19 protein-coding genes are annotated in these 24909 nt (G+C 39.1%); 6 read left to right on the plus strand and 13 right to left on the minus strand.

Going from position 1 to position 24909, the window contains the following annotated elements; genetic code table 11:
• Nucleotide 1 precedes the first annotated feature (1 nt).
• Entirely contained in the window at nucleotides 2–877 is an 876-nt protein-coding gene (gene hisG / locus TEGAF0_RS03725) for an ATP phosphoribosyltransferase (RefSeq protein ID WP_264900160.1), read from the minus strand.
• A gap of 266 nt (nucleotides 878–1143) precedes the next feature.
• Between hisG and TEGAF0_RS03730 the strand changes: the two genes are divergently transcribed.
• A complete protein-coding gene (locus TEGAF0_RS03730) occupies nucleotides 1144–3561 on the plus strand; it encodes a S9 family peptidase (protein WP_264900163.1) in 2418 nt (805 codons plus the stop codon).
• 49 nt (nucleotides 3562–3610) lie between these two features.
• On the opposite strand, the gene TEGAF0_RS03735 is transcribed toward TEGAF0_RS03730, so the two are convergent.
• Nucleotides 3611–4438 carry a CHASE domain-containing protein gene (locus TEGAF0_RS03735; protein WP_264900165.1) on the minus strand — a complete coding sequence of 276 codons (828 nt, stop codon included), beginning with the start codon at nucleotides 4436–4438 and terminating at the stop codon, nucleotides 3611–3613.
• A 34-nt stretch (nucleotides 4439–4472) separates the two neighbouring features.
• On the minus strand, nucleotides 4473–7325 hold the full coding sequence (locus tag TEGAF0_RS03740; RefSeq protein ID WP_264900167.1) for an alpha/beta hydrolase family protein: 2853 nt from the start codon (nucleotides 7323–7325) through the stop codon (nucleotides 4473–4475).
• A gap of 88 nt (nucleotides 7326–7413) precedes the next feature.
• Between TEGAF0_RS03740 and TEGAF0_RS03745 the strand changes: the two genes are divergently transcribed.
• The gene (locus TEGAF0_RS03745; protein WP_264900168.1) at nucleotides 7414–9864 is read left to right on the plus strand and encodes a TonB-dependent receptor; all 2451 of its coding nucleotides are present in this window, start codon (nucleotides 7414–7416) and stop codon (nucleotides 9862–9864) included.
• Here the strand turns inward: TEGAF0_RS03745 and TEGAF0_RS03750 are convergent.
• From TEGAF0_RS03750 to TEGAF0_RS03765, 4 genes are read right to left on the minus strand one after another with little or no spacing between them, the layout of a single operon-like run.
• Nucleotides 9848–10732, minus strand: coding sequence for a DMT family transporter (locus TEGAF0_RS03750; RefSeq protein WP_264900169.1), 885 nt, complete (start codon nucleotides 10730–10732; stop codon nucleotides 9848–9850). The genes TEGAF0_RS03745 and TEGAF0_RS03750 overlap by 17 nt on opposite strands.
• An 8-nt stretch (nucleotides 10733–10740) precedes the next feature.
• Nucleotides 10741–11487: a polyprenol monophosphomannose synthase gene (locus TEGAF0_RS03755; protein ID WP_264900170.1), complete on the minus strand. Its 747-nt coding sequence runs from the start codon at nucleotides 11485–11487 to the stop codon at nucleotides 10741–10743.
• Nucleotides 11488–12255, minus strand: coding sequence for a 3'-5' exonuclease (locus TEGAF0_RS03760; protein WP_264900172.1), 768 nt, complete (start codon nucleotides 12253–12255; stop codon nucleotides 11488–11490).
• A gap of 9 nt (nucleotides 12256–12264) precedes the next feature.
• The gene (locus tag TEGAF0_RS03765) at nucleotides 12265–13632 is read right to left on the minus strand and encodes a UDP-N-acetylmuramate--L-alanine ligase (RefSeq protein ID WP_264900173.1); all 1368 of its coding nucleotides are present in this window, start codon (nucleotides 13630–13632) and stop codon (nucleotides 12265–12267) included.
• A 288-nt stretch (nucleotides 13633–13920) separates the two neighbouring features.
• Between TEGAF0_RS03765 and ytxJ the strand changes: the two genes are divergently transcribed.
• Both ytxJ and TEGAF0_RS03775 read left to right on the plus strand, forming a co-directional pair.
• A complete protein-coding gene (ytxJ, locus tag TEGAF0_RS03770) occupies nucleotides 13921–14253 on the plus strand; it encodes a bacillithiol system redox-active protein YtxJ (RefSeq protein WP_264900175.1) in 333 nt (110 codons plus the stop codon).
• A gap of 18 nt (nucleotides 14254–14271) precedes the next feature.
• Nucleotides 14272–14910, plus strand: coding sequence for an NAD(P)-dependent oxidoreductase (locus tag TEGAF0_RS03775; RefSeq protein ID WP_264900177.1), 639 nt, complete (start codon nucleotides 14272–14274; stop codon nucleotides 14908–14910).
• On the opposite strand, the gene TEGAF0_RS03780 is transcribed toward TEGAF0_RS03775, so the two are convergent.
• The 5 genes from TEGAF0_RS03780 to TEGAF0_RS03800 are packed head-to-tail and all read right to left on the minus strand — an operon-like array spanning nucleotide 14904 to nucleotide 22272.
• Nucleotides 14904–16091, minus strand: coding sequence for an acetyl-CoA C-acyltransferase (locus tag TEGAF0_RS03780; protein ID WP_264900179.1), 1188 nt, complete (start codon nucleotides 16089–16091; stop codon nucleotides 14904–14906). The two genes, TEGAF0_RS03775 and TEGAF0_RS03780, sit on opposite strands and share 7 nt — an antisense overlap.
• A gap of 55 nt (nucleotides 16092–16146) precedes the next feature.
• Nucleotides 16147–16986, minus strand: a complete 840-nt coding sequence (locus tag TEGAF0_RS03785; RefSeq protein WP_264900181.1) for a CvfB family protein — start codon at nucleotides 16984–16986, stop codon at nucleotides 16147–16149.
• 9 nt (nucleotides 16987–16995) lie between these two features.
• Nucleotides 16996–19509, minus strand: a complete 2514-nt coding sequence (locus TEGAF0_RS03790; protein ID WP_264900183.1) for a DNA gyrase/topoisomerase IV subunit A — start codon at nucleotides 19507–19509, stop codon at nucleotides 16996–16998.
• 59 nt (nucleotides 19510–19568) lie between these two features.
• Nucleotides 19569–20378, minus strand: a complete 810-nt coding sequence (locus TEGAF0_RS03795) for a DUF1835 domain-containing protein (protein ID WP_264900185.1) — start codon at nucleotides 20376–20378, stop codon at nucleotides 19569–19571.
• Between the two features lie 13 nt (nucleotides 20379–20391).
• Complete coding sequence (locus TEGAF0_RS03800; RefSeq protein ID WP_264900187.1) at nucleotides 20392–22272, minus strand: DNA topoisomerase IV subunit B; 1881 nt, start codon at nucleotides 22270–22272, stop codon at nucleotides 20392–20394.
• Between the two features lie 146 nt (nucleotides 22273–22418).
• Here TEGAF0_RS03800 and TEGAF0_RS03805 point away from each other — a divergent pair, with 146 nt between their 5' ends.
• Both TEGAF0_RS03805 and TEGAF0_RS03810 read left to right on the plus strand, forming a co-directional pair.
• The gene (locus TEGAF0_RS03805) at nucleotides 22419–22940 is read left to right on the plus strand and encodes a YkgJ family cysteine cluster protein (RefSeq protein ID WP_264900189.1); all 522 of its coding nucleotides are present in this window, start codon (nucleotides 22419–22421) and stop codon (nucleotides 22938–22940) included.
• 10 nt (nucleotides 22941–22950) lie between these two features.
• Nucleotides 22951–24123, plus strand: coding sequence for an exo-beta-N-acetylmuramidase NamZ family protein (locus TEGAF0_RS03810; RefSeq protein WP_264900191.1), 1173 nt, complete (start codon nucleotides 22951–22953; stop codon nucleotides 24121–24123).
• An 11-nt stretch (nucleotides 24124–24134) separates the two neighbouring features.
• On the opposite strand, the gene TEGAF0_RS03815 is transcribed toward TEGAF0_RS03810, so the two are convergent.
• Nucleotides 24135–24863 (minus strand): tRNA threonylcarbamoyladenosine dehydratase, encoded by a 729-nt coding sequence (locus tag TEGAF0_RS03815; RefSeq protein ID WP_264900193.1) that lies wholly within the window; start codon nucleotides 24861–24863, stop codon nucleotides 24135–24137.
• Between the last annotated feature and the right edge of the window lie 46 nt (nucleotides 24864–24909).

Raw genomic sequence — 24909 nt, forward strand, 5'->3', positions numbered from 1 at the left:
ATTACATTATCATTTTTTCAATAGGCACAACCAAAATTCCTTCTGCGCCTGCTTCCTTTAATTGTTCAATAATATTCCAGAAATCATTCTCGTTTAAGACGCTATGCACACTACTCCATCCTTCTGTAGCCAATGGTAATACTGTTGGACTCTTCATTCCGGGTAGCAAGGAAATGATATCATTCAATCTTTCATTTGGTGCATTCAATAAAATATACTTATTATTCTTTGCCTTCTTAACAGACTGTATCCGGAATATCAAACGATCCAGCAACTGAATCTGCGTTGTATTCAACGCTGACTGTTTTATTAATACTGCCTCAGATTCAAATATCACTTCCACTTCTTTCAACCCATTCATGAAAAGCGTAGATCCACTGCTAACCAAATCACAAATGGCATCAGCCAGACCTATTCCGGGAGCAATTTCAACACTTCCACTGATTTCGTGAATTTCTGCTTTAACACCCTGACTTTGCAAATAGTTGTTTACGATGACAGGATAACTGGTTGCAATTTTTTTTCCATGCAAAAACTGAGACGAAGGATAATCCTGCCCTTTGGGAATAGCTATGCTTAGTCTGCATTTTCCAAATCCCAGTTTTTCAGCAATGGCCACCTGTTTATTTTTCTCAAAAATGACATTCTCTCCTACGAATCCAATATCGGCAACACCATCCTCAACATATTGTGGGATATCATCGTCTCTCAGAAAAAACACTTCAATGGGAAAATTGGTTGCTTCAGCTTTGAGCTTATTAACCCCATTACTGATATCAATTCCACATTCTTTTAAAAGCTTCATTGAATCATCGTGCAACCGACCACTCTTCTGAATAGCCAATCTCAGCTTTTTACAATCATTTTCTGCTGTCATATTCATTTTTTTAATCAGTTAATAAAAACAAAAAAGCCTACCGATAGGTAAGCTTAGTGTTTAATATCATAATACAATACACCGATGCCTACCCGTTAGGTTGCATATGATGATGGTGTAGATGTAAGTTTTGATTCATTGTATCGCAAAACTACAAGGGAGATTCGGAAAGACAAAAAATATTTTAAAAAGCGGGTACTGGCTGGCATGCACAGAGATAAATTGTTAATTTGGGGAATTGATTCCCTTATAAATTTTATCATCATATGAAAATGAACAAAATCATTCTTTTGGCACTTTCGCTTACTGGAGCCAGTCTCTTTTTGAAAGCACAGGATGCCATAAGTTATCAGACACCACCGAAAGTGATTGCAGATTTACTGTTGGCAGCCCCTACTCCTTCTGTTAGTGTGGATGGATCTGCCACCTGGATGTTGTTGTCTGGAAGAAACTCTTATCCAACAGTGGAAGAGTTGGGACAACCGGAAATAAGAGTAGCCGGTTTAAGACTAAATCCCAATAATTTTTCTCCCAGCCGACAAAATTTCATTAATAATTTTCAACTGAAGCAACTGAAGGAGAACAAGATTTATTCAATTGCAGGATTACCTTCCAATTTACTGGCAGGTTCTGTAAGCTGGAGCCCTTCAGAAAACAAGATTGCATTTACGCATACTTCAGGTACACAGGTAGACTTGTATGTAATTGATATAGCAACTAAGAAAGCTACCAAAGTTAACAAGCGTCCATTAAACACTGTTTTGGGAAATGCGTATACATGGGTAGATGACAATACCATTCTGTACAAATCTACCATTTCAGCCGCAGCCGCTGCTCCTAAAAAGCCTATCACTCCTAAAGGCCCAACCATTCAACAGAATCTCGGCAAAACAGCTCCCAGCCCAACTTATCAGGATTTAATCAAAAGTCCTTATGACGAACAGCTCTTTCAGTTTTACGCCACTTCGCAGTTGGTAATGAACAAAAATGGGATAGAAACCCTTTCTGGTAAGCCATGCATTTTAAGCAGTTTTAGTTTGTCTCCGGATAAAAAATACTTGTTGCAGAAGCAATTGCAGCAACCATTCTCCTACCTGGTTACCGCCAATGGTTTCCCTTCTAAAATGATTATTTCTGACCTTGCTGGCAACACAGTTAAGCTATTGGTAGAATTGCCCTCAACAGAAGGTACACCCTCTGGCTACGATAATACCCAGAACGTCCCCAGGGCTTTTGACTGGAGAGATGATGAAGCTGCAACCATAACTTGGGCAGAACCCCTAGACAGCGGTTTGATTAAGAAACAAGTACCATTCAGAGATGCTGTATTGGCATTAAGCGCACCTTTCACCGGCACTCCAAAAACATTATTTAAAACCAAACTCCGTTATAGTGGAACTATCTGGGGTAATGAGAATATTGCACTGGTAAATGAAATTTCAAGAAGCAAGCAACTCAACCGAGTAAGTGCATATAGTAGCAAAAAAGAAAGCTTGGAATTACTATACGAGAGAAACCAAACTGATGCTTATGGCAACCCCGGGTCACCTGTTACAACCAAAAACAATTATGGAAGAAACGTTATTGTTACCATTGATAACGGCACTAAACTTTTAATGAATAATACTACAGGTTCTTCTCCCAAAGGTGATCTTCCATTTCTGGCTAAATTTGATTTAGCAACCAAACAGAACGAAATTATCTGGAGATGCAACGAGGGTGAATTTGAACAGGTAACAGATGTGCTGGATGCCAACAATCTGATTTTATTATCTAGAAAAGAATCACAAAAACAGGTACCCAACTATTATATCAAAAACCTAAAACTCAGAAAGGCAGATGAAGCCATCACCGCATTTACGAATCCTTACCCCGCATTGGAAACGGTAACCAAAGAAAAAATAAAATACAAGCGTGCTGATGGCGTGGATTTAACAGGAGACCTGTATTTACCCAGTGGCTATGACAAGAGTAAAGGGCCATTGCCTTTGATTATTTGGGCTTATCCAAGAGAATTCAATTCTGCAGCAGATGCTGCTCAAATAAGGGGAAGCAAAGACCGTTTTACAACATTAAGCTGGGGATCTCCCATTTATTATGTAACACAAGGTTATGCAGTATTGGACAATGCAGAAATGCCAATTGTAGCTTCTGGAGCTGACAAAAAACCCAATGACAATTTTATTGAACAACTAAAATTGAATGCAGCAGCTGCCATTGAACATTTATCGGGAATGGGTATCGCCGACAAAAACAGAGTAGCAGTTGGTGGACATAGTTATGGTGCTTTTATGACTGCGAATTTGCTGGCGCATACCAACTGGTTTAAAGCAGGGATAGCCAGAAGTGGTGCTTATAACCGAACTCTTACGCCTTTTGGTTTTCAGAACGAAGACAGAACTTATTGGCAGGCACCGGAATTATATTATCAGATGAGTCCATTTAGCTATGCTGATAAAATAAAGACTCCTATACTTTTAATACATGGAGAAGCTGACGATAACACAGGAACTTATCCTATAAATAGCGAAAGACTGTATGCTGCAATCAAGGGCAACGGCGGTACAGTAAGATTTGTTTATCTGCCTTATGAAGCACATGGTTACAGAGGCAAAGAGAATGTACTACATACGCTATGGGAACAATTCCAGTGGCTTGAAAAATATGTGAAGAATAATAAGTAAATAATACCGATACAGAAAAAAATAGTCCCGATACAGGGACTATTTTTTTTTAATAGCGCTTCAAATTAAGTATCATCGTATAAAACATAATTAAGGAAATCAATAACCCAATCAGTGATAAAGACAACCCCATTTTTGTAGCTCTGGATTTTTTTAGTTTTACCTGTATAATCCAATCCCCAACAGCATTATACTTTTCTGCTATAACCCCTGAAGAAAAATCGGTTCTATTATTAGCAAACAAAGGGGTATATTTTGCTCCTTCCTGTTGCTTTCTTAACTGATAATAAAACAAATTGCTAATTCCAGATTGGTTTAATCCAAGTGATTTAATAAAGTTTTCTTTTCGGATGATAACTGCTGCAAAGCCCCACAAAGTATCTTGTTGAATAATGGGATATCTGCCTACAAACCCAATTCCACCTTGTCTTAAATTAAACGGACCTTCAAAATGCAATTGCTGTAAAGAACTACTTAGCATGAGTTCCCTGACATGGGAAGGATCTGTTTTTAAATTATATCCAATGGCTTTTTCATTTCCTTTTAGGGGATACGTATGTGTAATTACCATGTCTTGCACCAACTGAATGCCATCTATATATTTATTTTGGTTCAGTAATTTTTCTGCGATTAAATCGAAATGATTGTTGAGTAAATCATGTTCTACCATGGAAGCCATTACACTAGTAATGGAATTGCTATTTTGAATAGTGGTTTCAATCAGATTACCAATATGAATCACTTCTCGTTCTACTAGTTGCTTTTCAAGACTTCTCTCTTTATCAAACCACTTCCAGGCCAGCACTTGTGTAATGACTATCATCAACACAAATACCAGCCAGGAAGTTAACTTGCTATGTTTTATAATTGCATACATTCAAAAAACATAGCTTAAATTAATTTATTTTTAATTAATATCCTAAACCCCAGTCTCTGCCTTTCATGATGGCAGGCACTCCCTCAGCAATCCATTTAGCAGGTTTCTCTCCTTTCAACAAGTAGTCAAAGAATTGCTGTTCTCTAATTTGTATATCTTTTCTATTTTTTCTTTCTACCAGATTATGGTCTTCGTTATTGTAATTCAGCATCCATACTTGCTTACCCAATCTTCTAAGTGCTGTAAACATTTCAATACCCTGATACCAGGGAACTGCTCCATCCGCATCATTTGCCATTACCACTACCGGCGTTTTTACTTTCGGAAAATGGAACAAAGGGGAGTTCTCGATATATAAATTGGGTTTCTCCCAAAGATTGGCACCGATGCGACTTTGCGTCTTTTCATACTGGAACTGTCTATTTAAACCTGTTCCCCAACGGATTCCTCCATAGGCACTAGTCATATTAGCTACAGGTGCACCAGCCCAGGCAGCTGCATAAAGAGGAGTTCGGGTAATTACGTGCGCTATCTGGTATCCACCCCAGCTTTGTCCCTGAAGGCCCAGCTTGGTGCTATCTACATACCCTTTTGCTACAACGGCTCTTGTACCACTCACAATGTAATCATAAGCACCCTGACCAGGATATCCTGTCTTATACCAGATATCTGGAACAAACACGATATATCCTCTACTTACAAAAAATGGAATATTTAAACGAGAGGGGGTTGGTGCAGGCGCACTGTAACTGTACAAACCATCGCTGCTTCTTTCATAGAAATAAGCAATCATTGGATATTTTTTCTTAGGATCAAAATCTTCGGGTTTGTAAATAATTCCTTCCGCTACTTTACCAGTATATGCTTTCCAGGTGAATAGTTCTGCCGTACCCCAATTGTACTGAGCTTGCTGAGGATTGGGCTGATGCAGTACAGTTGCATTCTGCACCTCCTTCATTAAGGTATTTGCCTGTAAGGAAGCAATCGCAATATTGGTTGAACGTTGAAATGTTTCTGTTCCAAAACTAAGAACATCCGCATTTTTTGCTTTTGCAACTGCTGAAATTCTTACTGGTAAAGTTGCTACAGCAACATCAGCGATTGAAAAAGCAGTACCCATCGTATGCATTTTTAATCCACTTTCTTTATTCTTTCTGTTAAAAACATTTAAGAGCAGTTGCTGGTTATTCGTAATAAACCGCTCTTCCCTGTTTAAATTGATGTTTCTAAAAACCAATTGATTCTTTCTGCCCAACCCATTTGTTATATTCACAGAAGCTTGCTTTCCTGTGGGATCAACCTGCCAAATATCAAACTGATCATAAATAAGCAATGCCTGGTCATTTTCGAGCCAGCCTGCAACACCATAAGGATTAGGCTCATCGGGCACATCATTCTCTACATCATACAAAGGCAGTTTTATATCTGCAGCCAAAGCAGTTATCTGTTGGCTTTCTGCTGAATACACACTGTATTTTCTGGCAATGTCATTATAAATAGCCAGGTATTTCCCAGTAGAAGAGGCAAATACATTTCCTTTTATATTTTTCAGAATCATTTTTCTTGTACCGCTAATGGGATCAATCATATAAATATCCATATACGAGCCCCCAAGCCATTGTGTGGCAATCCTTTTGCCCTCATCTGCCATACCATAAAATACAGCCCCATCTCCTTCCTGAGTTTGCATAACAGATCGGAATGCAGGTGTTCCTAACTGAACAATCGCCATTTTATCAAAATCGAATCTGGCCAGGTATGCTTTATTTAATTCTTGTTGCAGATTTTTTAACTGAACAGGCTGCAAATAATCATCGTTATAATGCCATATATCTAAACTTACTCTTTCAAACTCTGGTGTTAAAGTATCTTTCGCCGGCAATATAGGAGCGGTTCCAAAAAACAATCTATTACCCGACTTACTGAAACTGATGGCCTGTGCATTTTCACTGATGGAATAATTGGCAGGCATACCGGCTGTGCTTCTGTCTGCAATTGCAGTTGCACTGTCATTTCCATCTTTATGATAGAATAGTTTATAAAACTTTTGCAAAGACTTTGCACTACTATCTCTTTCCGCAATAAATGCCAATTGTTTACCCGCTTCATCCATACGATAGGATTTCGCGTCATTGAAACCTGACAGAATTATTCGGTTTGTTCTGCTTAGTAAATCCAATTTCACAACAGAGGATTTTACTTTATTATCGTTTGCTTTCTTAGTAGTTTCAAACAAAAGAACATTACCATTTTTATTAAAGAAATATTCGCTTACCAAAGGGAACACCATGGTATCACCTGATTGCAAATTCATGATTAGCAAATCGGTTCCTTCTTCTACGGGTTCTGCATTATTTCTGCCAGCAGGCGCAGGTGTTACTGGCTTTGCTGTGCTATCAGTCTGTGTTGTTCTAGGCGCAGCAGGTGCTGTTTTCTTTTCAAAAAGAATGGCTACATGAGCGGCATTTTCATCAGCAATTTTGAAACTTTTCACAGCTGCCATTTTCCGTATATTCCCATTGCTTAAATTCACAATGGCAATGGAATCTTTTGGCATCTCTTCCGGACGTTTCTTTTTAATTCTTGCATCACGGGTATCTTTGTAAGGAGCTTTGATTCTGCAAATTAAAAACTGGCTATTATCTGTAATATTGGCATTGTATCCTCTCTCAATTTCTGCAACTGAACTGCCATCTTTTCTTTTGATGTACAATTGACCGTCTCCTTCTTGTGGAACAACGGTGAAAGCGACGAATTCGCCGTTATCACTTATGATTCGTTCTGCAATATTTTGCCAGCCATCATATACTGAATGATCCAGTGGTTTTTTCTGAGCAAAACTAGGTAAACTGAATACAAGTAAACCGATAAATGGGAGAAGTTTCATGTTGATTGTAATTTTGGATTTTCCGAAGATAATTAAACAATACCCATTTATTAATTGTAATTGTGGTGAATTTGATAAATGGATGAATATGAAAAAATGGGCAGGGTTCTGGATTCTTGTTTTTTGCACAGGCAGTATATTAGCGCAAAACAGTGGCATTTACTCGGGGATTATTCTGGACAAACAATTGCAGAGACCCATTTCAGGGGCAACCATTCAGCTTGTTCAATTAAACCAAAAACTGATTGCCGACTCGGCAGGTAAGTTTATCTTCAAGCAATTAAAACCCGGCTATTACACATTTCAGTTTTCAGCCTTAGGTTTCACTACGCAATTCAGGTACAATGTTCCTATTGTAACAGGTAATGAAAATACCATGGTGATAGAATTAGAACCTGCTATCAGCGAATTACGGAATATACAGGTTACCAGTACCAGCCGGAATCGTTCAGCCAAAGCGGCAACCCTTGAAACGCCGCTAAGTGTTCAAAGACTTACTTCTGAAGAAATCAAAGCCAATCCGGGAGGCAATTTTGACATATCCAGGGTTATTCAGGCTTTACCGGGTGTAGGCGGATCTTCCAGCACAGCCGGATTCAGGAATGATATTATAATCAGAGGAGGTGCCCCCAACGAAAACGTTTTTTATTTGGATGGTATAGAAATACCGGTAATCAATCATTTTGCCACACAGGGGAGCGCAGGAGGGCCTACAGGTATTCTTAACGTAAGTTTTATTGAAGATGTGAAACTTTCTTCCTCTGCATTTGATGCGCGATTCGACAATGCCCTTTCCTCTGTTTTTGAGTTTAATCAAAAAAGAGGAAACAACAACCGTGTACAAGGAAATATCCGTTTAAGCGGCACGGAACTTGCGACCACTTTTGATGGCCCTATGGGAAAATCTGGCAAAACAACTTTTCTGGCTTCGGCAAGAAGAAGTTATTTGCAGTTGTTGTTTAAAGCCATCGATTTGCCTATCCGACCCAACTACTGGGATTTTCAATATAAAATATCTCACCAGCTAAGTAAAAAGACGACACTAACGCTTTTAGGTGTTGGGGCAATTGATGAATTTAATTTTGCTGCACCAAAAGTAGCAACCCCAGACAAACTATATGTACTGAATAGCAATCCTTCTATTCAGCAATGGAATTATACGATTGGTGCATCTCTAAAACATCAGCTAAAAAACGGATACTGGAATCTGGCGATAAGTAGAAATAGCCTAGACAACCAACTTGAGAAATATGAAAATAATTTGGGGCCTGTTAAAGGTGCAAGAACCCTACAACTGGGTTCAAGAGAAACTGAGAACAAGCTTAGATTCGACGTTAATCAGAATATCAACGGATTAAAATGGAGTTACGGTTTTGTAGCACAATGGGTAAACTATAGCAATAACACGAACCAACTCATTAGCAATGCTATCACAGATAACAATAATACTATTATACAGCCTGCTGTTACATACAATTACAATAGTGCCATACAATTTGCCCGCCTGGGTGCATTTACTCAAGTTGGAAAAAGATTTTGGAATAACAAGCTGGGCATCAGCGGGGGGATCAGATTTGATCAGAATACATTCACAAATACAGGAATGAATCCGCTGAAAACATTGAGCCCCAGAATAGCAGCAAGTTACCAGATAACAGATAAAGTCACTTTCAATGCTTCTATTGGCACTTATTTTAAAATGCTACCCTATACCGTTTTAGGTTTTAGAAACAATAACAATGAACTGGTAAACAAACAAACCGATTACACGCAGAGCACGCATTATGTAGCAGGTTTTGAATATCTGCCTTCTGCTTCTACCCGTTTTACTTTTGAAGGTTTTTACAAACGTTACAACAACGTTCCGGTTAGTGTGCGAAACGGCATCAGTTTATCGAATCAGGGTGCGGATTTTTCTGTACTTGGAAATGAAGCAGTAACTACAAATGGAAAAGGGAGAGCATATGGTTTTGAATTCTTTGCACAGCAAAAATTAACCAAGCAATTCTATGGTGTTTTCAGTTATACCTGGTTTATAAGCCAATATACCAATACAGGCAATAACTATGTGGCAAGCTCCTGGGACAACAGACATTTACTAAGTGCTGTGCTAGGATACAAGTTGAAGAGGAATTGGGAAATAGGATTGAAATTCCGTTATCAGGGTGGTGTTCCCTTCACACCGTATGATTTAGTTGCCAGCAGACAAAACTTTCTTTCACTGGGCACTGGCGTACTCGATTTCAGCAGAGTGAATTCGCAAAGGCTAAATGCATTTAACAGCAGTGATATTCGCATAGACAAAAAATGGTTCTACAAAAAATATACCCTGAATGTATTTGTAGACATTACCAATTGGTACCTGGCTAAAAGTCCTGCGCCTGCTGTGTATACATTCCAGCGAAATGCAAACAACACTGCATTCCTTACTACAGACGGACAACCTATACAAGCCAACGGAAGGAATGCAGTTCCATTTCTGTTAAGCAACAATGACGCCAATATTACACCTACCTTCGGATTTATTGTTTCATTTTAAAGGAATGCTTTGCCAGCATCCTTACCATTTGTAAGACAACAGAAAGAATAATCAAGCCTACGCCATAATAAAAGCTGGCAGATAGATATTTATTTTCATCAAAAAAAATAAATGCCATGATAATGGCATAAACAGGTTCCAGATTCAGACTTAGATTCTGAGTAAATGCGGATACTTTTTTTAAAGAATCAAGCATCAGCTGCATCGCTACAATAGTACAAAGCCAGCTGAGCACCAGCAACCAACCCAAATCTGAGACTGTAGGAATAATAGATGTTTCAGGGAAGAAATATGCGTAAACAGGCATCAATAGGGTAAGTATCACCAGGCCTCCGGTCAACTCATATAACATCATTACGGTTGGTTCAGCATCTGCTACCTGTTTTTTATTTAAAACTGAAAACAGGGCTGCAAGAAATGCAGAAATAATTCCAACGACAATTCCTGTCTGATATCTTTCATCAAAATGAAAAATCAAATAAATACCCAATAAGCTCAGTAGGCCCAGCCCCAACTCGACCCACTGTAGTTTTTTGGTAACTAGTATTGGCTCTAGTAAAGCTGTAAATAAGCCTGTTGCTGAAAAACATACCAGTCCGATGGATACGTTGGAAAGTTTAATACTTCCATAGAAAGCTACCCAATGTAAAGCAATCAAAGTGCCGATGAGAAAATAATGTACCGCTTGTTTTTTGGGAATCCGTGTTGATTTATTAGTAAGGAAAAATAATACAGACAAACTCACAACAGTTATCATAATCCTATACCATACGAGCGTCATTTCATTCAATTGAATGAGTACCCCCAGTATCCCAGTAAACCCTGCAAGAAATACCGAAATATGTAATTTGATTAATGCTTGTTTCACGAAAAATATTAACTGGCTTTTACCCTTTTTCTATAGTTTTTAAACATGCTCTGCCATTGTATACTTATAACACCCAGTACTCCTTCCTTAATAATGCCCTTATTCATCTTGCTCACTCCAACTTTACGGTCTCTGAAAATAATGGGAACTTCTACTATGGTAAAACCCAGTTTCCATGCAGCAAATTTCATTTCAATCTGAAACGCATAGCCCACAAAAGAAATCATATCAAAATTGATGGCTTCCAGGACTTCTTTTTTATAACAGATAAATCCTGCTGTTGGGTCCTGAATGGGCATCCAAGTAAGCAACTTGGTGTATAATGCCCCCCCTCTTGAATATAGTTGCCTGTCTAATGGCCAGTTCTCTGTTTGCCCTCCTTTAACATATCGGCTACCAATTGCAAGATCTGCATTGCCTGTTTTACAGGCTGTATATAATCTCTCTAAATCATTTGGGTCATGCGAGAAATCGGCATCCATTTCAAAAATAAAAGCATAGTCTTTCTGAAGACACCACTTGAAGCCATGTATATACGCCGTTCCTAATCCTAATTTGCCTTTTCGCTCTTCCAGAAAAACCTGATTAGGATATTTTTGAATGGCATTTTTAACAATGTCAGCAGTTCCGTCCGGCGAACCATCGTCAATCACCAGAATATGAAAACCCTGATGCAATGCCATTACGGCATCAATCATGGAAGCTATATTGTCCTTCTCATTATAGGTTGGTATGATGACAATTTTCTCCGGCATTTATTTTTTAAGCAGGGTTCTGTTTAATATTTCTGTTAACTTCTGTTTAGTGTTCATGGCAAAGTCGCCTTTCATCATCCAGTCATAATACTGAGGCTCTTCTTTTAATACCTGAACAACGGGCTTACCCTTATGTTTGCCGAAATTAAATACTTCTACTCCATTCTCTTTTACAAATCTTCTTGCAAAGTCTACAATATCATCTTCCCCAGTAAACTTCACTATACTTTCTACCGTATTACCAATCTGAGGATATCGTTCAATCTGCGCCTCCAGTACCTCCCAGGTTGCAGTTGCATCTGCTTCCGCACTATGGGCATCTTCCAGCACTTTATTGCAATAAAATTTATACGCTGCCCCCAATGTTCTTTGTTCCATCATATGAAAGACTTTCTGAACATCAACCAGCTTTCTGCCATCTGCAGAAAAAGGAACTCCGGCTCTTAAAAATTCTTCTATCAGCATCGGGATATCAAAGCGATTGCTGTTATACCCTCCTAAATCACAATTTTCAATAAACTGCTTTACTTCATTGGCTACTTGTTTAAAGCTAGGCGCATCTTTTACCATTTCATCTGTTATACCATGAACATCTGAGGCTCCTGCGGGGATTGGTATCTGTGGATTAATCAGTTTACGCTTTACTTGTTTGGTTCCATCTGTCAAAATTTTCACAATGGCAATTTCAACAATTCGGTCAGTGCTAACATTTACACCGGTTGTTTCAAGATCAATAAAAGCGATAGGTCTGGTTAAATTTAATTTCATTGTAAAATTTCAGGATGATGTTGGTAAGATTTCTTCCGCCAACGAATTTATGTTTAATCCATCATAATTTCCACTACTCATGAACAGAATATTTGCATTCGCTCTGTTAATTTTCCGCAACCAATTCAGCAAATCTGTTTTATCATTTAACACAATCAATTCGTCATTCCCAAATCCCTCTTTCACTTTATCTGCCGGCAAATCGGGCATCTTTTTGATTTCCAATGCATGCTTTGCATAAAACACAACTGCTTCATCTACTTCATCTAATGCGCCCTTATATTCATTCATGAAATTTACATTCAGGCTGCTATAGGTATGTAACTCTAAAATCGCAATCAACTTTCTCTCCGGAAATTGCAGTCTTACGGCTTCTACTGTTGCTTTTACTTTACTGGGTGCGTGTGCAAAATCCCTGTAAATATTAGTGACATTGTTTTTGGCCAGCAACTCTAATCTTTTGGCTGCACCGGTAAAACTAGCAATTGCTTTCAAAAATGTTTCCGTAGAAATACCTAATTGCAAACAGGCATAATACGCAGCCATTGCATTTAGCAAATTATGGTTTCCAAAAACACCTAAGATACCTTTTACTCCATTGATTTCAAGTGTTGTAGTTCCGTTATTGATCTCATGTTTAGGAATTCCATAAGGTTGATATTGAATATCTGACCTTATGTGCTTCTCCACTAGCCCGGCCAACACAGCATCTGTTTCATTGTAAATTAATATTCCTCCCGGCTCTATCTTCTGAATAAATATTACAAACTGTTCCAGATAAAAATCAAATGTGGGAAATACATTGATATGATCCCAGGCAATTCCAGTAAGGATGGCTACATGTGGAAACAAAAAGTGGAATTTGGGTCTTTTCTCCAAAACACTGGCAGGGTATTCATCTCCCTCGCATACAATTACTGGGGCATTGGTTATTTGAACCGACTGTTCAAAACCGGCCAGTTTAGCTCCCACCAGATAATCAAAAGCCATCTGCTGTTCTTTCAGCACATGCATAATCATACTGGTTGTGGTTGTTTTTCCATGACTGCCACCCACAATAATCCGTTTTTTTTGAACAGACTCCTGATAAATATATTCAGGGAATGAATAAATAGGCAGTCCTAAATTCTTGGCTCTCAATAACTCAGGATTATCTGCCCTGGCATGCATTCCAAGAATAACTGCATCCAAATCAGGTGAAATATATTCGGAATTCCACCCAATTTCGATAGGTAAAATGCCCGCTTCTCTCAAATTACTAAGCGCAGGTTCAAAAATTTCATCATCTGAACCGGTTACCTGATAGCCTTTCTTTTTAAGTGCTATGGCCAGTTGATGCATTACGCTTCCCCCAATCGAAATAAAATGAACCTTCATGCGTTTATAGTTTAGTCTAAACAATTTAACAATATCAAAGACAAAAACAGGCAGCATATTCACCTGAATTGATATCTTTGTTCAGGTGCAAAATACATCTTCCAAGATAAAGCCCATCAGCATGAAAAAAATCAGCATCATCCTTCTTATTGCCATCAGCACAGCGCTGGTATTCAGTTCCTGTGCTTCTGTTAAGGGAAAAGGATGTCCAACTACCAATCCCCGCTATTTCAGAGGGTAATCTGCGCTGCTAGATTTAAATGAATTATTTTTGCAAAAAGATGCAACATGAATTGGATTCATTTAACAGATATAGTCGCAATTGATCAGATTATCAGAGATTCATTTGAAAAGCCGCAGGTCATTTTTAAACATAGCACGCGCTGTTCTATCAGTTCTATGGCACTAAACCGGCTGGAAAGAGAAGAAGCTCCGGCAAATGCCAATTTCTATTACCTAGATTTATTGAAGTACCGAAACATCTCTAACGAGTTAGCAGACAAATTCAATGTTTATCATGAGTCTCCTCAGATTCTGATTATCAGGAACGGGGAATGTGTGTACGACGAAAGCCATCAGGGCATTAATATGAGTGAAATTGAGGAGCAGGTAACAGCATAGCACTCAAACCTATTATCTATGAATATTACTGTTTTTGGTGCAACTGGTCAGGTGGGCAAAAGAATTGTACAAATGGCTTTAAACCAGGGGCACCAAGTTACCGCATTCGGAAGAAATGTTGAATCTCTAATAGACAGAGACCAAACGAATGAATTATTGACTGCACAAAAAGGGTATTTATTTAATGAAAAGGATGTTGCCAAAGCCATTGAGCATGCAGATGTAATCATATCTGTATTGGGTGGCGCGTCAGATGGCTCCGATAAAACAAGGAGTCTTGGCATCAAACATATTGTGGAACAGATGCAGAAAAAAGGAAAGAGAAGAATTGTGGCTTTAGGGGGATTAGGAGTGCTAAATAGTGAAGACAATACCCTGATATTACACGGAGAAGATTATCCGGAAGAGTATCTGGCTGTTGGCAATGAGCACTTGAAAGCTTTTGAAACTTTACTGGAGAGCAATCTGCATTGGACTTTCTTCTGTCCTGCCGATATTCAAGACAAAGAAGAAACAGGCATTTATATTACCAGCATCAACTACGCGCCTGAGCCCAATCATTTCAGAATAAATGCGGGCGACCTTGCATTGGAAATGCTAAAAGCCGCCACGCAATCTGAATATATTCAACAAAGAGTAGGAATCAGTAATTACTGAGCCAACTCCACTACCATCGCGCTGGCGCCACCACCACCGTTACAAATACCGGCTGCACCAATTTTACCGCCATGTTGCTTCAATACATTTATTAAAGTAACAATAATACGGGCGCCACTACAACCCAAAGGATGTCCAATGGAAACGGCGCCACCATGAACGTTTACTTTATCCGGAGACAAGTTCATTTTCTGTGTATTCGCAATACCTACTACAGAAAAGGCTTCATTCAATTCAACAAAATCAATATCGCTCATTTGCAATCCTGCTTTGGCAACAGCTTTGGGCACTGCCAATGAAGGAGTAGTTGTAAACCATTCTGGTGCCTGTTCAGCATCAGCATAAGCGCGAACAATTGCCAGAGGCTTAATGCCTAAAGCATCTGCTTTTTCTTTGCTCATTAATACCACAGCTGCTGCGCCGTCATTCATGGTACTTGCGTTGGCAGCCGTTACTGTTCCGTCTTTTACAAAAGCTGGCTTTAATCCTGCAATTTTATCAAACTTAACATTGTAGGGTTCTTCATCTTTAGCAAAAACAATTGGATCTCCTTTTTTATTAGGAATTTCTACTGGTATAATTTCGTCATTAAACCAGCCCTTCTCCCATGCACCCTGACTTCTTTTATAGCTTTCAATAGCAAATGCATCCTGGTCTTCTCTGCTGATATTGCACTCCTTGGCACACAATTCAGCAGCATTACCCATTGCATAATTATGATACACATCGGTTAATCCATCTTTGGCAAGTCCATCAATCATTTGCACATTACCGTATTTGTTACCCCAGCGCATAGTAGGACTGTAAAAAGGGACATTGCTCATGCTCTCCATTCCACCTGCTACTACAATATCTGAATCACCCAATAAAATAGATTGAACGCCTTGCGCAATGGCTTTCATACCACTTGCACAAACCTTATTTACTGTTGTTGCAATTACCGAATCCGGAAGGCCAGCAAATTTTGCAGCCTGTCTGGCAGGAGCCTGACCTGTATTAGCTTGTATTACACAGCCCATCAAAACTTCATTTACTTCACTGGCATCAATGCCTGCTTTAGACAAAGCCCCTTTAATGGCAAATCCACCTAATTGCGTAGCAGTAAAATCTTTCAAACTTCCACCGAAGCTTCCAATAGGTGTTCTTACTGCTGAAACAATATACACTGTTTTTGTAGACATATTCCTTGAATTTGAGTTGCAAAGTTAATCAAAATACTAACACGCGTTAGTGCAATTAGGATTCAATTAACTGAATGCCTGTCTGCGTAAAAGAAATCAGTTTCTGTTTGTATAAATTACCGGTGGTCATTTTAAATGCTTTCTTACTCATACCGAAGAAGTCATAGATATCGGTGGGATCAGACTTGTCGTTGTATGGAAGATATCCATTGTTTTCGCGAAGCAGCTGAAGAATTTTCTGTCCTTCATCTTCTACTTTGGAAAATCCAGGCTTCCCTAAAACAACATCTATTTTATTGTCGGGTCTGATGGTTTTAATAAAGCCTTTTACTTTATCACCTATTTCCAGCTTCTGAAAAACTTCATTGCCATGCAGGATACCAATATGCTTGTTATTGATGATCATAACATACCCTAACTCAGAAGTACGATAAACAAATAAATCAACCGGATCCATTTCTTTTACTGTGAGCTCATCATTGCTCATCAGGTTCTCAATCTTTTCTGTAGCGGCTACTCTACCGGTCATTTCGTCAATGTAGGGCATCACCAGGTAAGAGCCCCCCATGCGCATTCCAGAAATCTGTTTAGAAACAGGAACAAATAAATCTTTCATTAACCCCCAATCCAGAAAAGCGCCCTGTTTAGTAACAGAAACGACTTTCAGTTTGGCAATTTCACCCACTACCGCATTGGGTTCTTGTGTAGTAGCAATTAAACGGTTATCAGAGTCATGATAAACAAACACGCGCAATTCGTCACCAATTTTCAAGTCTTTAGGTGCAAATCGTTTTGGCAGCAATATGCCATCTGCACCATCGTCCAGGTAAAATCCAAAATCAACCTTACGGCTTACTTTTAATGTATTGTAATGACCAACTTGAATAGATTCCATATGGCTGAATTAAAATAATTCGGTTTGCGCTGTATCTGCAGGGGGTCTTATTTCCCACTCCATTTCTATGCTCTTATTAAAATCGGTTAGCTTGGCTCCAACTGCTTTCCACCCCATCACTTCTACCATTTTGGCCACTTTAAATTTGGCTTTGCGTACCTGCTGCCCCCTGCCGGTTTGCACTACCAGAATCGGTTCTGCCTCTGTGGTAACTGCTTCCAGTCGATTGTCCTTCCCTTCTTTAATAAAGGTAAATTGTGTTTTCAGTGTGCTGGTTTCAATTTTAAAACGCTTGATATTGTATTGCCCTTTTTCTGCATCAAGGTAAACAGCAGTAATTGTTTTATCGGGATTAAACTGTTCAATTAAAGCTACTTTTTCGGGTTCAAATCGTTGCGTAATCTCAGTATCGGTTAATTCATAGGAACCATCCTGATAAATCACGAGAATTCGTTCATCTTCAAATATGCCAAGATACTGACCTTTCTCTTCTGTATTGAGTCTACCAAACTTATCATCAAACCAGAGTTTTCTTCCGGCCAAGGTACTCTTGCCTGCTTCTTTCAGTTTAACGGTTTTCACAGGATACTTGGTCACCTGATTACCCATACTGCCCCTTCCCTTAATTTCCAGCTCTTCAAAATAGAAATCCAATTCCTTAATACGAGCAGTACAATTCGGACTCAGTATGATCTTCAACACTTCCGCTTCGCCATTTGGATTGGCAGACAAATAATGTACTTTGCTTTTTTCTGTTCCCTTGGTTAAATCGTATTCTTTATCTCGCGTAACCCCTGTAACATTAAATCGTTTTGCATAACTCACCCCAGACTTGCCATCCAGGTATATCATGTTGTAAGTAGTTCGCTCATCACTTTTTACGAATATGGCCGCATGAATAATGTCTTTCCCAATAAAGGTTTTATCGGAAACTTTAATCACTTTCATGATACCCGATTTGGTGAAAGCGATGATATCGTCGTAATCAGAACACTCACATAAAAATTCATCTTTCTTTAAACCAGTACCAATAAATCCTTCTGCCCTATTGATATACAATTTAGTATTGGCAATGGCAACATGCTTTACCTGAATGGTATCAAATTCTTTTATTTCTGTCTTTCTTTCCCTGCCCTTACCAAATTTCTTTAAAAGATTGTCGTAGTAGGCAATAGCAAAATCGGTCAGGTGTTCCAAATCGTGGTTAACCTGCTGAATATCTGCTTCAATATTTTTTATTTGATTGTTCAATTCATTGATATCGAGACGATAAATTCTTCTTACTGGTTTTTCAGTCAGCTTTAAAATATCTTCACGTTCAATCGGCCTTTTCAGTTTTTTCTTAAATGGTCCAAATCCTTTATCTATTGCAGCAATTACTTCTTCCCAGGTAGCATGTTTTTGTTCCAGTTCCTTGTAGATTTTCTCTTCAAAGAATATTTTTTCCAGAGAAGTATAGTGCCATTTGTCTTCTAATTCTGCTAGTTTAATTTCTAACTCCTTCTTTAGAAGTCCTTTGGTAAGATCAACAGAAGACTTGAGTAATTCCTGAACACCCATAAAGCGAGGCTTGTGCGCTTCAATTACACAGGCATTCGGAGAAATGCTCACTTCACAATCTGTGAATGCATACAAGGCATCTATGGTTATATCCGGAGAAATACCGGTTGCTAGATCAATATGAATTTCAACTTCTTTGGCGGTTACATCTGTAACTTTTTTAATCTTGATTTTCCCCTGTTCATTCGCTTTGGTAATGCTCTCCATTAACTGGGTAGTCGTTACGCCGTATGGCACATCCCTGATGACCAATGTTTTCTTATCCAGTTCTTCAATATGCGCTCTTACACGAACTTTACCACCGCGCTTGCCTTCATTGTAAGCAGAAACATCAATCATGCCCCCGGTCTGAAAATCCGGGTACAATTCAAATTTTCTTCCTTTTAAATGTTTGATAGCAGCATCTATCAGTTCACAGAAATTATGTGGCAATATCTTGGTAGATAAACCAACCGCAATACCATCTGCTCCCTGTGCAAGCAACAAAGGAAACTTCATCGGAAGATGAACCGGCTCGTTCTTTCTTCCATCATAACTTAGTTGCCATTCTGTTGTCTTTGCATTAAAAGCTACTTCCAGTGCAAATTTGGACAAACGGGCTTCTATATACCTGGAAGCTGCCGCTGAATCCCCTGTTCTTACATCACCCCAGTTACCCTGGGTCTCAATTAGCAAATCTTTTTGACCCAGATTGACTAAGGCATCCCCGATACTGGCATCACCGTGCGGATGATACTGCATGCTTTGTCCAATAATATTGGCGACTTTATTGAATCTTCCGTCGTCCATTTCTTTCATGGAATGAAGAATCCTTCTCTGCACCGGCTTCAATCCATCTTCCAATGCAGGCACTGCCCTCTCTAGTATTACATACGATGCATACTCAAGGAACCAGTTTTTATATTGTCCCTGAACCCCGGTTTCATTTTCAAAAACCCTTCTGTCTATTTTCTCTTTTGCCATGCTTTGTACTTAAACAACCAACTTAATTAAACTTATCCCTAGCAACAACTTCGAAGGCGCTATGCAGCTACAAGTTGCAGGGTAATTTCCTTCCAGCCCTTTGCCCAATCACCCTGAACAGTCAGCTTTCCTTCATTCGCAAGACATTTTAAACGCCATACCAAAAAAGCATCCCCTGTCTGAACGGGCATTTTACTTTGCGCACTAGAAATAATTTTTGTTAGTTTCTGTGCATCTTTTCCTATCTGAGCCAATAAATATTTATCAAAAAACTGAACTTCTTTACCTACAATTTTTTTACCCCCTTCTAAAAAACGCACCAATGCATTTTCTCGCATTGTTTTTTTCCACTCATCCGGGTCAACTTCAAATTCACTTAAGGTAATTGGTCTTGCCAGTTTTTTGGCCTTCATAAATTCCCTCGGCTGTATTTCATGTAAGTGTGTAGGATAAAATATATTTCCTTTCTCATTAAAGAATGGTAGATTATTCAAATACAAAACTTGAATTCGACCTGCAAAATTGGCTAACTGACTCATTAACCAGTAATAACCGCAAACATCGTGTGCATTTTGCCCCATCCATATCCATAATTCATGCGCATCATCTTCTTCCATTTGCTTCATCAATTGGTGTACTGTCATTTTATCATCTACCAGGTCCAGTTGATTTTCGTATGGTGAATTTTCCAGTACTTCTTTCCACCAATCTCTTCTTTGCTGATACCCTTCCGTAGCGTAAAGATCTTCAATGGGTCCTACAGCAAAATCATCTTTGATTTCCAACACTTCCCCCAGCAAACTTTCATCCAGTTCCATGGCTAACTGCAGTACTTTTACATTAGCCGCTTCAAATACAATATGAATCATCTATTCCTTTTTTTTAGTCAACTAAATCAAGTTCAACTCTTAAATTGTTAATAATGAACTCTTGTCTTTCCATGGTATTCTTACCCATATAATATTCCAGGAAGTCCTGTATATGATCTCCCTGTTCTAAAATTACCGGTTGCAGGCGCATATCCCTTCCGATGAAACGACCAAACTCTTCCGGAGAAATTTCACCCAATCCCTTGAATCGCGTAATCTCAGGCTTGTTCCCCAATTTCGCTGTTGCAGCCTGTTTTTCTGATTCATCATAACAATAGATGGTCTCCTGTTTATTTCTTACCCGGAACAAAGGTGTTTCTAAAATATAAACATGTCCCTTTTTAACCAGATCAGGGAAGAACTGCAGAAAGAAAGTCATTAGCAATAATCGTATATGCATCCCATCCACATCAGCATCGGTTGCAATCACGATATTGTTATAACGTAGCCCTTCCAATCCATCTTCAATATTCAAAGCATGTTGCAGTAGATTAAACTCCTCGTTTTGGTAAACCACTTTTTTGGTTTCGCCAAATGAATTCAGAGGCTTACCTCGCAAGCTAAATACTGCCTGCGTATCTACATTTCTGCTTTTAGTAATACTACCGCTGGCACTATCACCCTCAGTAATAAATATGGTCGTATCTTTTTGCAGTGCAATAAATGCTTCTTTATTCTTGGCAGGCAATTCATCATTTAGGTGCACCCTACAATCTCTCAGCTTTTTGTTATGCAGATTGGCTTTTTTAGCTCTTTCATTGGCCAACTTTTTAATACCAGCCAGTTCCTTTCTTTCCCTTTCATTCTGTTCAATCCTCTTTTTTAAAGCATCAGCAGTAGCCGGATTTCTATGCAGGAAATTATCTAGCTCTTTGGCTAAAAAATCCAACACAAAAGACTTCATACTTTGTCCGCCTTCAGATACATTCTGAGAGCCCAGCTTGGTCTTGGTCTGGCTTTCAAAAACAGGCTCCTGCACTCTTACAGAGACTGCAGCAACAATGCTGGTTCTGATATCTGAAGCATCGTAATCTTTTTTATAAAAATCCCTGACTACTTTTACATATGCTTCGCGAAATGCTTGTTGATGCGTTCCGCCCTGTGTAGTATATTGACCGTTTACAAAGGAAAAAATATCTTCCCCGTAATCGTTATTATGCGAAATGGCAATTTCAATATCATCTCCTTTTAAATGTATAATGGGATAACGTAATTCATCGGGATTGGTCTTTCGTTGTAATAAATCGAGCAATCCGTTTTTACTCACGTATTTTTTGCCATTGAAATGCATGGCAAGCCCAGCATTCAAATAACAGTAGTTCCATAACTGATTATCGAGGTACTCATGAATAAAATGGAAATTCCTGAATACAGAATCATCGGGAGTAAACTGAACCAGGGTTCCATTGGGCTCATCCGTTTTGGTTTCTTTGTGATCTTTAACCAGAACCCCTTTTTCAAATTCAGCCGTTTTGGCTTTTCCTTCTCGGAAAGAAGTAACCGAGAAATGACTGCTCAGGGCATTCACTGCTTTGGTACCTACTCCATTCAATCCCACACTCTTCTGAAATGCTTTGCTATCGTATTTGGCACCGGTATTAATTTTACTTACCACATCCACCACTTTGCCTAAAGGAATTCCGCGACCATAATCTCTTACTGTAACCATTTTACCTTCAATGGTCAATTCAACCTGCTTCCCATGTCCCATGGTGTATTCATCAATACAGTTGTCAATCACTTCCTTGATTAATACATATACCCCATCGTCTGCTGCAGAACCATCCCCTAATTTTCCAATATACATACCCGGACGAAGCCGAATATGCTCTTTCCAATCCAGCGACCGGATGCTATCCTCGTCATATTTTACCAAATTCTTATCTTCTGCCATAAATCCTATTTAAGTCGAATATTGCTAACGGCAAATCTAAGTCCCTCAAATCGCAGCCCAAGTTTTATTATCTACAAAAGCGCTTTTTATGTGGATAAATCGTTCTTTTTCGTGGATTTTATACCTCAAATCCTACCTTTATATTAATGAAGAGCCCTTTCAAGCCCCAGACAGATCTGGCTATAATGGCCGACTATGCAGCCAGACACCAAGAGGAAAACGATCGTTTCAGTGCATTTATCAAAGAATACAAGGATGAGGAAATTGATGCCAAGGTTCAGGAATTGGACGCTTTAATTAGTCCAACTATCTCCTGCACAGACTGTGGCAATTGTTGCAAAAGTTTAATGGTTTGCCTGAATGAGGGCGAAGCAGACCGATTATCCGGACACTTGAACATGACAAGATCCAACTTTGATGAAACCTATTTAGAAAAAGGTAGTAACGGACTCATGATCATGAATCGAATGCCCTGCCCTTTTCTTGCCAATAACAAATGTTCTGTTTACGAATATCGTTTTGAAGGGTGTAAAGAATTTCCAGCCTTGCATATGCCCCATTTCAAGCGAAGAATTTTTACCACTTTTATGCACTATGACCGTTGTCCCATCATATTCAATGTGGTGGAAGCGCTGAAAGAAGAAATGCACTTTACCAAAGACCAGTAACGCTATAGATATGTCTGTATTATTTGGAATTGATTATCTGTTGCAATCAGCTGCCATTGAGTGGAAGCACAGTAAAATTGGGTTGGTAACCAATGAAGCAGCTACAACACATGCCATAGAGCCTTCCAGACTGGTTTTGCAACAAGCCGGCTTTACCATTCGCAAACTTTTTTCTCCTGAACACGGACTAAGTGCAAAAGGCGCAGACGGTGCACCCATGCACAATGGTGTAGATGAATTAACCGACTTACCCATTATCAGTTTGTATGGACAAAAATTAGCTCCGGACCAAACAGATATGGAAGATCTGGATTGTCTGGTATTTGATGTACCCGATGCCGGTGTTCGTTTTTATACCTATTTGTGGACACTAAGTTATTTACTGGAAGCCTGTGCCAAATACCAGAAACCCCTGATAATTCTGGATCGGCCCAACCCCATATCCGGTTTAGCCGATGTACAGGAAGGTCCTTTTCTGGAGGAATCTTGTGCCTCTTTTATCGGCAGATGGAATATTCCATTACGGCATAGTTGTACTTTAGGAGAACTGGCATTGTATTTCAATGAAATCAGAGGGATTAAAGCCGACCTTACAGTAATACCCTGCCAGCACTGGAAAAGGTCTATGTTTCAAACCGATTGGGGTATACCCTTTGTGGCCACTTCTCCTGCGATACAAACGGCTGAATCTTTGATGTTGTATCCTGGGCTTTGTTTACTAGAAGCAACCAATCTTTCTGAAGGCAGGTCTACCGATTTTTCTTTTGAAGTAGTGGGTGCTCCCTGGTTGCAGCATGATAAACTGGCAAGACAAATTAATCAATTATTCGGGGAAGAACTGGAAGCTAAACCTGTTCATTTTATTCCACAGGATGCAAAATTCGCGGGTGAACAATGCAACGGCGTTCATTTCAAAGTAATTTATCCGGATACTTTCAAGCCTGTATTCTTTGGTCTTGTTTTAATCAGGATGATTAAAGACATGCACCCGGATCATTTTGCCTGGGCTGGATATAAAACCTACGTAAATCCTGACGGAATACATCATTTAGACAAACTCACCGGAATAGCCAATGCAGAAAAACTATACGAATTATCTATGCCGGCATTTCTGCAGCAATGTACAAAAATAACCAATCCGCTAGGGTGGAACAAAGCCATTCAACCCTACCTGCTTTATTGATAGATCCGGATTTAATCTTCCTGTTTCAACAAACCCCGAATGACTACACTGGCAGCCATACAACCGAATATTGCAGGCATATAGGATATGGTACCAATAATTGATTTTTTGGGATAGGCTTTTTCTGTCTCAATAATGCGCGACTGATCCACTCTCTCGGCACTAAATACCACAGTGACTCCTTTATAAATGCCAAAACTGTGTAATTTTTTGCGAACATAGCTAGCCAGATTACACTGATAGGTTTTAGATATATCGGTAATCACCACTTGAGACGGATCTACTTTTCCTCCTGCACCAAGAGAGCTTACCATCGGTATTTTTCTGTCCAGGCAAGCTTTTATAAAAAACACTTTGGGCGACAATGTATCAATACAGTCAACGGCAAAATCATACTTTGCTTCATCCAGTAACTGATGTGTAATTTCATCTTTAATGTAAATGGACTTTACAATTAATTCTATTTCCGGATTAATATCTTTCAATCGCGCTGCCATTACTTCAGACTTTAGTTTTCCTGCAGTAGAATGCAATGCCGGAATTTGTCGGTTGGTATTGCTAAGGTCAACTGTATCTGCGTCTACAATAGTCATTTTACCTACACCTGCTCTAGCAATCATTTCCGCACATATGCCACCTACACCGCCCAAGCCAACCACTAGAACATGTTTTTTTTGTAAGGTTTCAATTGGCTCGTCTCCCAGTAGCAACTGGGTTCTGCTCATCCAATAAGGAATCATCTGGTCTGTATTTATATTGAGAATAAATTAAATTATCTTGTTACCA

The sequence above is a fragment of the Sediminibacterium sp. TEGAF015 genome (assembly GCF_025997995.1).
Classification (GTDB): Bacteria; Bacteroidota; Bacteroidia; order Chitinophagales; family Chitinophagaceae; genus Sediminibacterium.

Excerpts from the sequence above, each read along its gene's own strand:
- TEGAF0_RS03735 (WP_264900165.1), bottom strand. The coding sequence starts at position 4,438 with ATGTATGCAATTATAAAACATAGCAAGTTAACTTCCTGGCTGGTATTT.
- TEGAF0_RS03740 (WP_264900167.1), bottom strand. The coding sequence starts at position 7,325 with ATGAAACTTCTCCCATTTATCGGTTTACTTGTATTCAGTTTACCTAGT.
- TEGAF0_RS03805 (WP_264900189.1), top strand. The coding sequence starts at position 22,419 with ATGAAGAGCCCTTTCAAGCCCCAGACAGATCTGGCTATAATGGCCGAC.
- TEGAF0_RS03800 (WP_264900187.1), bottom strand. The coding sequence starts at position 22,272 with ATGGCAGAAGATAAGAATTTGGTAAAATATGACGAGGATAGCATCCGG.
- TEGAF0_RS03755 (WP_264900170.1), bottom strand. The coding sequence starts at position 11,487 with ATGCCGGAGAAAATTGTCATCATACCAACCTATAATGAGAAGGACAAT.
- TEGAF0_RS03730 (WP_264900163.1), top strand. The coding sequence starts at position 1,144 with ATGAAAATGAACAAAATCATTCTTTTGGCACTTTCGCTTACTGGAGCC.
- TEGAF0_RS03760 (WP_264900172.1), bottom strand. The coding sequence starts at position 12,255 with ATGAAATTAAATTTAACCAGACCTATCGCTTTTATTGATCTTGAAACA.
- TEGAF0_RS03765 (WP_264900173.1), bottom strand. The coding sequence starts at position 13,632 with ATGAAGGTTCATTTTATTTCGATTGGGGGAAGCGTAATGCATCAACTG.
- TEGAF0_RS03780 (WP_264900179.1), bottom strand. The coding sequence starts at position 16,091 with ATGTCTACAAAAACAGTGTATATTGTTTCAGCAGTAAGAACACCTATT.
- TEGAF0_RS03785 (WP_264900181.1), bottom strand. The coding sequence starts at position 16,986 with ATGGAATCTATTCAAGTTGGTCATTACAATACATTAAAAGTAAGCCGT.
- TEGAF0_RS03810 (WP_264900191.1), top strand. The coding sequence starts at position 22,951 with ATGTCTGTATTATTTGGAATTGATTATCTGTTGCAATCAGCTGCCATT.
- hisG (WP_264900160.1), bottom strand. The coding sequence starts at position 877 with ATGACAGCAGAAAATGATTGTAAAAAGCTGAGATTGGCTATTCAGAAG.
- TEGAF0_RS03775 (WP_264900177.1), top strand. The coding sequence starts at position 14,272 with ATGAATATTACTGTTTTTGGTGCAACTGGTCAGGTGGGCAAAAGAATT.
- TEGAF0_RS03790 (WP_264900183.1), bottom strand. The coding sequence starts at position 19,509 with ATGGCAAAAGAGAAAATAGACAGAAGGGTTTTTGAAAATGAAACCGGG.
- TEGAF0_RS03795 (WP_264900185.1), bottom strand. The coding sequence starts at position 20,378 with ATGATTCATATTGTATTTGAAGCGGCTAATGTAAAAGTACTGCAGTTA.
- ytxJ (WP_264900175.1), top strand. The coding sequence starts at position 13,921 with ATGAATTGGATTCATTTAACAGATATAGTCGCAATTGATCAGATTATC.
- TEGAF0_RS03745 (WP_264900168.1), top strand. The coding sequence starts at position 7,414 with ATGAAAAAATGGGCAGGGTTCTGGATTCTTGTTTTTTGCACAGGCAGT.
- TEGAF0_RS03815 (WP_264900193.1), bottom strand. The coding sequence starts at position 24,863 with ATGATTCCTTATTGGATGAGCAGAACCCAGTTGCTACTGGGAGACGAG.